The sequence below is a fragment of the Pseudomonas sp. NPDC096950 genome (assembly GCF_044762525.1).
Classification (GTDB): domain Bacteria; phylum Pseudomonadota; class Gammaproteobacteria; order Pseudomonadales; family Pseudomonadaceae; genus Aquipseudomonas.
Genome location: NZ_JBIWEL010000037.1, coordinates 47058 through 59595, shown reverse-complemented (window position 1 = coordinate 59595; position 12538 = coordinate 47058). Strand labels below are relative to the sequence as shown.

At 59.9% G+C, this 12538-nt stretch carries 10 protein-coding genes; 3 read left to right on the top strand and 7 right to left on the bottom strand.

Going from position 1 to position 12538, the window contains the following annotated elements; all coding sequences use genetic code 11:
- Positions 1–346: UDP-3-O-acyl-N-acetylglucosamine deacetylase (locus ACIQY3_RS32790; protein WP_403028502.1), on the top strand; the 346-nt coding region annotated here is incomplete at its 5' end.
- Between the two features lie 176 nt (positions 347–522).
- Here ACIQY3_RS32790 and ACIQY3_RS32785 read toward each other — a convergent pair.
- The 7 genes from ACIQY3_RS32785 to ACIQY3_RS32755 all read right to left on the bottom strand — a co-directional run bounded on the left by ACIQY3_RS32785 (position 523) and on the right by ACIQY3_RS32755 (position 10556).
- A complete protein-coding gene (locus tag ACIQY3_RS32785; RefSeq protein ID WP_403028499.1) occupies positions 523–2025 on the bottom strand; it encodes a sensor domain-containing diguanylate cyclase in 1503 nt (500 codons plus the stop codon).
- Positions 2026–2202: 177 nt separating this feature from the next.
- Positions 2203–3471 (bottom strand): OprD family porin, encoded by a 1269-nt coding sequence (locus ACIQY3_RS32780; RefSeq protein WP_403028507.1) that lies wholly within the window; start codon positions 3469–3471, stop codon positions 2203–2205.
- Positions 3472–3715: 244 nt separating this feature from the next.
- A complete protein-coding gene (locus tag ACIQY3_RS32775; RefSeq protein ID WP_403028497.1) occupies positions 3716–3940 on the bottom strand; it encodes a hypothetical protein in 225 nt (74 codons plus the stop codon).
- A gap of 319 nt (positions 3941–4259) precedes the next feature.
- Positions 4260–5624: a heavy metal sensor histidine kinase gene (locus ACIQY3_RS32770; protein ID WP_403028494.1), complete on the bottom strand. Its 1365-nt coding sequence runs from the start codon at positions 5622–5624 to the stop codon at positions 4260–4262.
- A complete protein-coding gene (locus tag ACIQY3_RS32765) occupies positions 5614–6291 on the bottom strand; it encodes a heavy metal response regulator transcription factor (protein ID WP_054045531.1) in 678 nt (225 codons plus the stop codon). The genes ACIQY3_RS32770 and ACIQY3_RS32765 overlap by 11 nt, the downstream gene beginning before the upstream one ends.
- A 9-nt stretch (positions 6292–6300) precedes the next feature.
- Positions 6301–9399: a multidrug efflux RND transporter permease subunit gene (locus ACIQY3_RS32760; protein ID WP_403028491.1), complete on the bottom strand. Its 3099-nt coding sequence runs from the start codon at positions 9397–9399 to the stop codon at positions 6301–6303.
- On the bottom strand, positions 9396–10556 hold the full coding sequence (locus ACIQY3_RS32755; protein ID WP_403028488.1) for an efflux RND transporter periplasmic adaptor subunit: 1161 nt from the start codon (positions 10554–10556) through the stop codon (positions 9396–9398). The genes ACIQY3_RS32760 and ACIQY3_RS32755 overlap by 4 nt, the downstream gene beginning before the upstream one ends.
- Before the next feature lie 366 nt (positions 10557–10922).
- Here ACIQY3_RS32755 and ACIQY3_RS32750 point away from each other — a divergent pair, with 366 nt between their 5' ends.
- On the top strand, positions 10923–11180 hold the full coding sequence (locus ACIQY3_RS32750; protein WP_007905458.1) for a hypothetical protein: 258 nt from the start codon (positions 10923–10925) through the stop codon (positions 11178–11180).
- Between the two features lie 133 nt (positions 11181–11313).
- The gene (locus tag ACIQY3_RS32745; protein WP_403028484.1) at positions 11314–12456 is read left to right on the top strand and encodes a transporter substrate-binding domain-containing protein; all 1143 of its coding nucleotides are present in this window, start codon (positions 11314–11316) and stop codon (positions 12454–12456) included.
- Positions 12457–12538: the final 82 nt, after the last annotated feature.

Genomic DNA, 12538 nt, shown 5'->3' with positions numbered 1-12538 from the left:
TACCTTTGGTTTCATGAGTGACATCGAGTACCTGCGCAAGCACAACCTCGCACTCGGCGGCAGCGTTGAAAACGCTATTGTGGTCGACGCGGATGGTGTACTGAACGAAGACGGTCTTCGCTATGAAGACGAATTCGTGAAGCACAAAATCCTCGATGCAATTGGTGACCTCTACCTGCTGGGCAATAGCCTGATTGGTGAGTTCAAGGGCTTCAAGTCCGGACATGCATTGAACAACCAGCTGCTGCGCAAGTTGATTGAGCAGACAGATGCTTGGGAAGTCGTGACTTTCGAAGACGCCAGCACTGCACCGATCTCTTACATGCGTCCTGTTGCGGCCGTGTAAGCAAAAAACCTCTCTAGTTTTTAAAGGCTGCCTTCGGGTGGCCTTTTTTTATGCCGCAGAATTAATGCGTTGTCTGTGCGGGCCTCTTCGCGAGCAAGCCCGCTGCCACAGGGGAATACATTCCAAATGTGGGAGCGGGCTTGCTCGCGAAGGGGTCAGTCGCCGCAACGCAAATCTCAGCCGGCCGCCACCACCCGATTCCGCCCCCCTTCCTTGGCCTGATACAACGCCTTGTCCGCCGCAAACAGCAATTGCTCCAGGCTGATCTCGCTCGCGCTGGTCCAGGTGCTAATCCCGATACTGACAGTCATCGGCAACTCCGCACCCGCCACCAACGGCAATTGCTCTACCGCGACACGGATGGCCTCGGCAATCTGCCGCGCGCCGGCGCTGTCGGTTTCCGGCAGGATCACTGAAAACTCCTCGCCGCCATAACGCGCGACCAAATCGCCGGGCCGTCGCACATTGGCGCTGATCACCTTGGCCAACGAACGCAAAGCATCGTCACCGCCCTGATGCCCATGCCGGTCATTGAACGCCTTGAAGTGGTCGGCATCGATCATCAACACCGACAATGGCAGGCCGGAGCGTTGGGCGCGGAACCATTCGTGGCGCAGCACCTGATCCAGGGTTCGACGGTTGGCCATGCCGGTCAAGGCATCGGTAGCGGCGAGTTGCGCCAGTTCTTGCTCGGCGTTGCGGCGCAGGCGCAGTTCGCGACTCAACAACCAGGCCAGCCAGAGCAGGCCAATGCACAACACGCCGGTCGCCCCGCTGATCACCACCGCCGTGCGCTTCCAGGTGGCGAACACTTCGTCGCTGGACAGGGCGACAATCACCGTCAGTGGCAGGTTGCCCACTCTGGAGAAGGTATACAGGCGCTGCTGGTGATCGATGCTCGACACACTGTTGAAGCTGCCGCTGCCCTCGCGCAGGATGCGCACGACATTCGGTCGGCTGGCGAAGCTTTTGCCGATCGAGTCGCTTTGCAGGTAGGGCTTTTGCGCGAGCAAGATGCCGTCGTTGTTGATGATGTTCAGCGTGCTGTCATTGCCGATGTTCAGGCTGTTGAACAACTCGTCGAAATACGCCAGGCGCATCGACGCCACCGCCACCCCGAGAAACTCCCCGGTGGGCGAGGAGATACGCCGGCTGAAGCTGATCCGCCACTGGTCCTTGTCTTCGCAATCGCAGCGGGGTTTGAACGGGCGACTGATGAACATTCCGGTGTCGCGATTGAAGATATGCGCGGTGAAGTAATCACGATCGGCGAAGTTACCCGGTTTCGGCTCGATCAGCGATGAGTCGGCCAATACCTCGCCGTGCTGGTCCAGCAGCAGAATGTCGCCCTTGAAGCGCGCCGTGGTCGAGCGATCAAACAGCACCAGGTGGCGGACCTGCGGCGGCATCTGTTTCAAGTCGTCCCGTTGCGAGGCGGCAATCAGTCCTTGCAGCGTCAGGTCATAGAGTTCGACCGTGCGCAGCACGTCGGCATCGATCAGTTGGGCAATGGTGGTCGCGCTGCGGGTCGCGGCCTGTTGGGCGTTGGCGTGCTCGCGGATCAGCAGGAAGGTCACGATGCTGAGAATCGCGATGACGGTCAGGCAACTGCCGAGGATCAGCAGGAGTTCAGGACGTCCGGTCCGGCCTGGAATGTAGGGGGTTCGGCTCGCGGTCATGGTTCTGATGTCTGCTGAAGGGACTTTATAAGCGTAGTTCCATAAACGGCGTTTCCCGAAGGACGCGCGCTCATCGCAGTAATCAGTCATGGATAGTCGGTGTTAACGAGCAAAGATATAAATGTCGGGCAAAAAAAAGGCCAGCAAAACATGCTGGCCTTTTGATTTTTGCGGTTTTTAGAAGACGTTGATCGGGTAATCGACAATCACACGGTATTCATCGGTGTCCTGATCCAGCGCGCCGTAGCCATTGCCGCCACGGTTGGTCGCCCATTGCAGGCGCAGCGCCAGGTCCTTGGCCTTGCCGCCCTGAACCACATATTTCAAATCAATATCCCGTTCCCAGTGCTTGGCGTGTTTGCCGTCGGCGCTGTACCACGAGGCGTAGCCCTTGCTGTCCGGATCGACCTTGGTCAGGTCCGTTTCACCTCGGGAGTAGGAAACCGCCGACGTCAGGCCGGGCAGGCCGAGGCCGACGAAATCGTAGGCGTACTTGAGTTTCCACGAGCGCTCATTGGGGCCGTTGAAGTCCGAGTATTGCTGGGAGTTGTCCAGGTAAATGCTGTCGCCCTGGCTGATGTAGTCGAACGGCGTGTTGCCGTTGACCCGCTGATACGCGGCGGTAACGCTGTGATTGCCCACGCCGACGGTGAAATGCAGGCTGTAGGTGTTGTTGTCGATGTTGCCCAGCAGCGCATCGCCGGTGTCTTGCGTGTGATAGAAGTGCAGGCCGGGGTTGAGGCTGACCAGATCATTGAGTTGATAGGTGTAATCCAGGTCGTAGTAGTACTGGTTCCAGATGTCCTTGAGCTCGGCGGCGTAGAGGCTGCTGGTCAGGCCCGGCAAACCGCTCCAGGCCACGCCGGCCCAGTTCAGGTGCTGGCTCTCGTCACCGTCGGCGAGGCTGCCGTAGGACGTGCCGATCCGGGTGTGGCCGCTCTGGTTGTAAGGCTTGGTGAAACTGGCCTGGCCACCCTCGATCAGGAAACCGTCGAAGCTGTGGTTGGTCAGGCTGACCCCACGAAAGGTCTGGGGCAGCATGCGGCTCTCGCCACCGGCGATCACCGGGTTGGTGAGAAACAGGTCGCCAGCCTTCAGTTCGGTATCGAAGGCGCGCATTTTCAGGGTGCCACCGCCAGTGGAAAACGAGCCCGGCGCTTTGCCGTTGCCATCGCTGATCGGCAGAATGCTCGAATTGTCAGTGCCGCCACCGCCGTCGAGTTTCAATCCGAGCATGGCGTGGGCATCGATGCCGAAACCGACGGTGCCTTGGGTGAAACCGGATTCGAACTGGCCGAGAAACCCCTGGCCCCATTCGATGTTGTCATCGGTGTGTTGGTGCCGGTTGCGGTTCATGTAGTAGTTGCGGGCGTTGAGGTTGAGGCTCGACCCTTCGACAAAACCTTCGCGGCTGGTGTCGTCGGCGGCCTGTGCAGTGGCGGCCATCGTTGCAGCGATTGCAATGAACAACGGGCTGAGTTTCAGAGAAAAAGACACGTGCGGTACAGCTCCTTTTGGGTCATTAACGTCAGTTCATGGATCGACGTTTTTTACTTCTTGTTAAGGGAGACGAAGTGGAACGTGTTTTCTGCACAATAAAAAAAGCCGCTGATAGCAGCGGCTTTGAAGACAACTTTTCAAAGGGAAGAGCCGATGAAAAGTGTCGAGGGAAACGAAGCGATAGGGTGGATCAGCTGTCTTTCTCAACCTGTTGGCGGGCTGCAGAAGTGGACGCTTGAGGGGTTTGCTCAGCATCGTGCGCCTTGGCGGTCATTTCTTCCTGGGCCTGTTCGAACGCTTTTGCTCGCGCGGCATTGTGCGCGACAAAGGCTGGCGACTCTTCAGCCATGGCGACCGGAGACAGGAACAAAGCGGACAAAACGAAAGCGCTGGCAATACCCATAGTGTTGGACATCTTTAAAACCTTCTTGCTTGGCAAGTGCTGTTTGGTGCGCCAAGGTTAAGGTTCAAGGACGCTGGGAAACAGAGCGGATTTCAGAAAGGACTATTGCGTGGGAGGCAATAGTCGGGTTTTGCATCGGTTGGAAGAACCACCCCTCACCCCAACCCTCTCCCCATAGGGGAGAGGGGGAAGGGAGCCGATCGGGGGCTTTTCAGAACTCGAGTTCAACTCGATATTTCAGGTCGATGTGGCTCTAAGAACAACTCGGTCAGTCCCCTCTACCCTCTGGGGAGAGGGTTAGGGTGAGGGGTGGATCCAGAGTCGATCCGCGTCAGACGGGGAGATGGATGCCGAACGTATTCATCCCATGATCACTGCGCACAAACACATCGCCGCCATGCATCAACGCAATCGCTTTCACAATCGCCAAGCCGAGGCCATGGTTATTCCCGCTGTTGCTGCGTGACGCATCCACCCGATAAAACCGCTCGAACAACCGTGGCAAATGCTCACTGGCAATCGGTGACCCAGGATTGGCCACGCCGATGCTCACCTGATGCTCCTCAACCTCAATCCGCACCTCGATCACCTGCCCAGGCTCGGTGTGCTGCACTGCGTTGCTGAGCAAATTGATCAACGCCCGACGCAGATGCGCAATCTCGATCCGCACCTGCGCATCACCGCTGACCTGCACCCGGACCTGGGCATCTTCCAGAATGAAATCGAGATATTCGAGCGTCGTGGCCACTTCATCGGCCAGGGACGTGGAGGTCAGTTTGGTCGCTTTGCTGCCCTGGTCGGCGCTGGCCAGGAACAACATGTCATTGATGATCGAACGCAGTCGTTCCAGCTCTTCAAGGTTCGATTGCAGCACTTCGAAATAATGTTCCGCCGAACGGCCACGGGTCAGCGCCACTTGGGTCTGGCCAATCAGGTTGGTCAGCGGCGAGCGCAGTTCATGGGCGACGTCGGCGTTGAACGACTCCAGCCGCGAATAGGCTTGCTCGACCCGCTCCAGCGTCGAGTTAAAGGAGCTGACAAACTGATCCAGTTCCGGCGGCAACGGCGACAGGCGCAAACGTCCCGAACGCAGCGGCGGCGCCAGGCGCTGGGCTTCCTGGGACAACTTGATCAACGGCTTGAGGCCGATTCGCGCCACCCAGTAACCCAGGGCCGAGGCCAGCAGCACACCGATAATCGCCAGGCTGATCAGGGCGATCAATAAGGAATGCTGGGTCTGCAAAAATGTATCGGTATCGATACCGATCATGAAGCGCAGCGGCGGGCGCTGGTCCTTGGCCGGGAACTGGCTGACCAACACTTTCAGCGGGTAGTCATGATCTGGCAGCAGCAAATCCCGTCGGCCCAGCGGCCCTTCAGCGAAGGCGCGGATCTGCGGAGTCATGTTGCCGTACTCGTACTGCGGATTACCGCTGATGATCCAGAAGCTGATGCGCTTGTCTTCCTCGCCGAGCAATTTGAGCTTGTTGTTGATCTTCACCCAATGCTCGGGCGTGCCGTAACGGCCGACGGTGGATTCGAGCACGCTGTAACGCGCATCCAGTTCGGCTTCGGGCAACAGGCCCAGACCTTTGTCGACCTGCTGGTACAAGGCCCAGCCGATCAACAGAAACACCAGCAGCGCCACCAGCGTGAACATTCCGCTCAAGCGCAGGGCGATGGAATTACTGGACACCGCGGCTCTCCAGCACATAACCCATGCCACGAATGGTGTGCAGCAGTTTCTCGTCGAACGGCCCGTCGAGCTTGGCCCGCAAGCGTTTGATCGCGACTTCGACGACGTTGGCGTCGCTGTCGAAGTTTATGTCCCAGACCATCTCGGCAATCGCCGTTTTGGAGAGGATTTCACCCTGGCGCCGCGCCAATACGCTGAGCAGCGAAAATTCTTTGGCGGTCAGGTCCAGGCGCGTGCCAGCGCGGGTGGCCTTGCGGCTGATCAAATCGATCCACAGGTCGGCGATGCTGACTTGCACCGGTTCATGGCCGCCGCTGCGCCGGGTCAGCGCTTGCAGGCGTGCCACCAGCTCCAGGAAGGAAAACGGTTTGCCGAGGTAATCGTCGGCGCCATCGCGCAGGCCTTTGATCCGGTCTTCGACGCGCTCGCGGGCGGTGAGCATGATCACCGGGGTTTGCTTGCGTGCGCGCAACGCACGCAGTACGCCGAAGCCGTCGAGGCCCGGCAGCATGACATCGAGGATGATCACCGCGTAGTCGCTTTCCAGCGCCAGGTGCAGGCCTTCGACGCCGTCCCGCGCCAAGTCCACGGTGTAACCCTGTTCCGTCAGGCCGCGGTGCAGATAATCCGCGGTTTTTTCTTCATCTTCGATAATCAGAACGCGCATGACCCCGCCTCAGTCTGTAGTCGCCAGTGCCGGCAGTGGCTCTGGCGCTGGTTTGGGCCGATGGAAAAGCCGCTCAAGCCACAAGTATATGACCGGAGTGGTAAACAGCGTCAGCGCCTGGCTCACCAGCAAGCCGCCGACCACCGCAATACCCAATGGCTGGCGCAGTTCGGCGCCGGTGCCGTAGCCGAGCATCAGCGGCAAGGCGCCGAGCAGGGCGGCGAGGGTAGTCATGATGATCGGCCGGAACCGCGTGATACAGGCTTGGAAAATCGCCTCTTCCGGCGGCAAGCCACCCTTGCGCTGGGCTTCGAGGGCGAAGTCGATCATCAGGATGCCGTTTTTCTTCACGATGCCGATCAGCAGCACCAGGCCGATCAACGCCATGATCGAAAAGTCCTGGCCCCAGATCCACAGCATGATCACCGCACCGAGCCCCGCCGACGGCAGGGTCGAGATGATGGTCAGCGGATGCACGAAGCTCTCATAGAGCACGCCGAGAATGATGTACACCGCCACCAGCGCCGCGAGGATCAGCCACGGCTGACTGGCCAGCGAACTCTGGAACGCCTGGGCCGCGCCCTGGAAGTTGCCGCTGATCGCCGCCGGCATGCCGATTTCGGCCTTGGCCTGGTTGAGCAGAATCACCGCATCACCCAACGCGACGCCGGGCGCCAGGTTGAACGACAGGTTGGCCGCCGGGAACATCCCGTCGTGGGCGATGGACAGTGGGCCAATGGTCGGCGCGTCGAACTTCGCCAAGGCCGACAGCGGCACCATCTCACCGCTCAACGGCGAGCGCAGGTAGAAATAATTCAGGCTTTCAGCCTTGCCGCGCTGCTTGGTGTCGAGTTCCAGGATCACGTTGTACTGGTTGATCTGGGTCTGGAATTCGTTGATCTGCCGCTGGCCGAAGGCGTCGTACAGCGCTTCGTCGACATCGCTGGCGGTCAGGCCGAAACGCGCGGCGGCACTGCGGTCGATGCTGATGTGGGTAATGCTGCCGCCCAGTTGCAAGTCGTTGGAAATGTCGCGGAACGCCGGGTTGGTCCGCAGCTTTTCCGTCAGGCGCTGGGTCCAGGTGCTGAGCGTCGGGCCGTCGTTGCTCTTGAGTACGTATTGATACTGCGCACGGCTTGGGCCGGAACTGAGGTTGATGTCCTGACCGGCGCGCAGGTACAGCACGATGCCAGGGACTTTCATCAGTTGCGGGCGAATCCGGTCGATGAATTGGCTGGCCGTGACATCACGGTCGCCGCGTTTTTTCAGGGCGATCCAGAACCGGCCGTTGGCGATGGTCTGGTTGCTGCCGGACACGCCGACCGAGTGGGAAAACGCCTGAACCGCCGGGTCTGCCGCGACAATTTCCGCCATCGCCAGGTGTTTTTTCACCATGTCGCCGTAGGAAATATCCGCAGCCGCTTCGGTGGTGCCAAGGACGAAACCGGTGTCCTGAACCGGGAAGAAGCCTTTGGGGATGAAGATGTAACCGGCGATGGCCAGGCACAACGACAGGCAGAACACGCCGATCATGGTTTTCTGATGGGCGAGGGCGCGACGCAGGTATTTTTCATAACCGGCCAGCAAGCGATCACCAAAGGTCTTTTTGCTGTGGGCGTGATGCACTGGCGCACGCATGAACAGCGCGGCCAGGGTTGGTGCGAGGGTCAGGGACACCACCACCGAAATCATGATGGTCGAGGTGGCAGTCAGGGCGAATTCTTTAAACAGCCGCCCAACCACACCGCCCATGAACAGCAGCGGGATAAACGCGGCGACCAGCGAGAAACTGATCGAGACCACGGTGAAACCGATCTCGCCGGCGCCTTTGATCGCCGCCTCGCGCATGCCGTCGCCGGCCTCCAAATGGCGGTGAATGTTCTCCACCACCACGATCGCATCGTCCACCACAAACCCCACGGCCACCACGATGGCCACCAGGGTCAGGTTATTCAGGCTGAAGCCCATGATGTACATCAGGGCGAAACTGGCGGTCAGCGATACACCGAGCACCGCGGACACAATCATGGTCGCCGACCACTGGCGCAGGAACAGCGCCATCACCGCCACCACCAACATGATCGCGATCAGCAGGGTGATTTCCACTTCGTGCAAGGAGGCGCGAATGGTCTGGGTGCGGTCAATCAACACCTTGACCTGGACCGAGGCCGGCAACATCGCTTCAAGGCCCGGCAGGGCGGCCTGGATGCGGTCCACCGTCTCGACGATGTTCGCCCCCGGTTGCCGGGAGATCACCAGGTTCACACCGGGTTGATCGCCGGCCCACGCCTGGACGTAGGCATCTTCCGAACCGTTGACGACTTTCGCCACATCTTTCAGGTGAACTGGTGCACCGTCCTTGTAGGAAACAATGAGTTGGCTGTATTCGTCGGGGTGGAACAACTGGTCGTTGGTGGACAGAGTGGAAATGCTCGACTCGCCATACAACGCACCTTTGGCCAGGTTGAGGCTGGTCTGCTGGATCGCCAGGCGAATGTCCGCCAGGGTCAGGCCGATGGCGGCGAGTTTGTCGGCCGAGGCCTGGACGCGGATCGCCGGACGTTGCTGACCGGTAATGTTGATTTGGCCTACACCGTCGATCTGACTGATCTGACGGGAAAGAAGGGTTTCCACCAGGTCGCTGAGTTCGGTGCCGGGCATTTGCGTCGAGCTGACGCTGAGGATCAGCACCGGGCTGTCGGCCGGGTTGACCTTCTTCCAGGTCGGCAGGGTCGGCATGTCCTTCGGCAACTTGCCGGCGGCGGTGTTGATCGCGGCCTGGACTTCCTGGGCAGCGGTGTCGATGCTTTTATCGAGGGTGAATTGCAGGGTCAGCAGGCTTGAGCCCAAGGCACTGCTTGAGGTCATCTGCGTCATGCCGGGAATGGCGCTGAATTGCACTTCCAGCGGCGTGGCCACCGACGAGGCCATGGTGTCGGGGCTGGCGCCGGGCAGTTGCGCGTTCACCTGAATGGTCGGGAATTCCGCTTCCGGCAACGGCGCGATGGGCAGTCGCGGGAAGGCGATCACACCCAGCAACACCAGAGCAAAGGTCAGCAGGATGGTGGCGACCGGGTGGTCGATGCACCACGCGGATGGGCCTCTCATTGTTTAGGCTCCGCTTGCACCACTTGCGGCGGCTCCGTCAGTACTTGCACCGTCGAACCGGGTTTGAGTCGCGACTGGCCATCGCTGACCAGCACGTCGCCGGGTTTGACCCCGGTGATGATGTCCTGGCCGCTGCCTTGGTAAACCATCTGCACTTGCACGGTTTCGACCTTGTCGCCGTTGATCCGGTACACGAAATGTTGATCGAGGCCCCGTTGTACGACAGTTGGCGGTACGACCAGCGCATCTTTATCCAGCGCTGTCTGAATCTTTACCGTCACCAGCAGGCCTGGCCAGAGCTTCTGGTTCGGGTTGTTGAATTCGGCCTTGGCGCGGATGGTCCCGGTGTTGGCGTTAATCTGGTTGTCGATCAGGGTCAGGTGACCTTCGCCCAGCAGGTTGCCGGTTTCGCCGTCGGTGTCGGCGCCGATGTAGGCCTTGACCTGGGCGCGCTGCGGGTCGCCGATCAGGCCTTGCAGGGTCGGCAGCATTTGCTGCGGCAGGGAAAATTCCACGGCGATCGGGTCGATCTGCGTCACCGTGAACAGGCCTTGGGCGTCGGTCATGCGCAGGAAGTTGCCTTCGTCCACCGTACGAATCCCGACGCGACCGGTAACCGGGGAGCGTATTTGGGTGTAGGAAAGCTGTACTTGGGCGGCGTCGATGGACGCCTGATTGCCTTGGGCGGTGGCCTTGAGTTGGTTGACCAGGGCTTGTTGCTGATCGTAGGTCTGCTTGGACACGCCATCATCGACGCTCAGCAGTTTGTAGCGCTTGAGGTTGACCAGCGCCACTTGCAACTGCGCCTGACTTTCGCCGAGTTGGGCGCGGGCCTGATCGAGGCTGGCGCGGATCGAGCGGTCGTCGATGGTGGCGAGCAAATCCCCGGCCTTGACCAGTTGCCCTTCCTTGACCAGCAACTTGGTGAGGATGCCGTCGATTTGCGGACGCACTACCACGCTGTGCAGGGACAACACCGAACCGATGCCGCTGACAAAGCGCGGAACATCTTTTGCGCTGACCGCGACCACCCGCACCGGAATGGCTGTCGGGGCGGCGAGTTTTGCCGTGGCCGGTTTGGTGGCGTACCACAGACCCAGCGCTGCCAGGACAATCAGAGGGGCTGCGATCAACGCGGATTTTTTCTGAATTCGCATGCGAGTGGGGCGCCGGGCTAGAGGGACGGGAATAAGGTCAGATTTTATACCTCCCCTTATAGCCCTGTTACCCGGTCAGCAAGGTGACTGCTAACTGACGGGGCTGTCAGTTTGGGATCAGCAGTTGTGCAGATAAACCGCGTTATCGTTCTTCGCGGGCAAGCCCGCTCCCACAGGGACGGTGTAGTACCTGTGGGAGCGGGCTTACCCGCGAAGGCGTCAGTCCGGTCACCACAACACTTACAGACCGGCTACTTGTCGCTCGAATCTCGCCGCTTGCAGCTTGCCGCCCCCGACACGGGTATACTGCCGCCTTTCGCGGTCCACCCACCGGGCCCGACTCTTTGTGCACCACCCGGAGCTTTCATGACTTCCCCGACACAACCGCCGGTCGCCGACGCTTTGAGCGACGACCAGGCAGACCTGCCAGACAGCGTCGACTCCAGCGCAGACAGCGAAACCAAAGCCGCAATCCCGGCGTTCAAGTTTCCGTTCAAACCGGGCGAACTGGCCGCGGCCAAGAACGCCAGCCAGCCGTGGTACAAGAACGGCGCCAAGAACGGTCACACCAAGACTCCTGGCGCAGCGCCACCGGGGACTCGTCGTTCGATGGGCAAGCGCTGATCGTTAGCGCGTAGAAAAAAGCCTTTCTGATTTAGAGATTGTTCCCACAAGGATGAGCGATTCGTCCTCTGGGAACATCGGTGGGCCTTCGTCGAAGATTCATGTCCGTGAATTCTCGACGAAGGCCATCGAAATGCCCTTGCTAAAAATCCTCTCTTTTCTGTCGCTGGTGGCCCTGACCACCGGGGCGCCTTTGTCTTTGGCCGATCAACAGATCCGCTTCGGGGTCGAAGCCCTGGTTCCTCCGTTCGAGAGCCGTAACGAGAACGGAGAGCTGGTCGGGTTGAACATTGAGCTGGGCAATGCATTGTGTGCCGAACTCAAAGCCAGCTGTGTCTGGGTTGACCAGGACTACGCCACCCATATCGACGCCCTTGAAGCCGGGCGTTTCGACGTGATCATGCCGATGACCCCCACCCCGGCGCGGCGCGAGCGGATCGATTTCACCGAGAATCTGTATCCGCTGAACAGCCGCTTGGTGGCGCGTGAGGGTTCGGGCCTGCAACCGACGGCGGAGTCACTCAAGGGCAAGCACATCGGCGTGCTCGCGGGCACCAGTCGCGAGGCATTCGCGAAGGCCCGGTGGGCAGCGAAAGGTGTGACGGTGAGCAGTTTCAAACTCAACGATCAATTGATTGCCAGCCTGCAGGCGGGTGAAATTGACGCAACTTTGCAAGACTCCACTGAAATAACCCATGCGCTGCTGGGGCAGCCCTATGGTCGGGATTTCGCTTTCGCCGGCCCGATCATCGACGATCCAATGCTCGGCAGTGGTGTGGCCATGGGGGTGCGGCAAAGCGACACTGCGCTGCGCTACAAACTGAACGCGGCATTGGATCGACTCAAGCAGAACGGGCAGTACGCGTTGATTACCCAGCGCTATTTGCCAGCAGTTGCCGTCAACTCGCCTCACTATTTCCCTAACGACGAAGGCCTGCCTTTTTCTGATGCCGTGCAGTTTGGCGAGACCATTTATCTGTCCGGTGTGCTCGGTCTGGGGTCGGATGGCGAATTGGTGAAGGGCGGTATCGTCCCGCAGATGACCCAGACCATGGAGAACCTGCGCAGTGCCTTGCAACGCAGCGGCTCGTCCCTGGCCCATGTGGCCAAGTGCACGGTCATCCTGGCGGATATCAAGGATTTCAGTGCGATGAATACGGTGTATCAACGCTACTTCCCGGCAGGTCGATTACCGGCACGCACGTCGTTCGTCGCCAAGGCATTGGTGCTGGATGCACGGGTAGAAGTCGAATGCCTGGCGGTCGCCGCTCGCTGATTCGGAATCTGCGTTGTCTGTGCCGGCTTCTTCGCGAGCAAGCCCGCTCCCACAGGGGAACGCAATTTAATGTGGGAGCGGG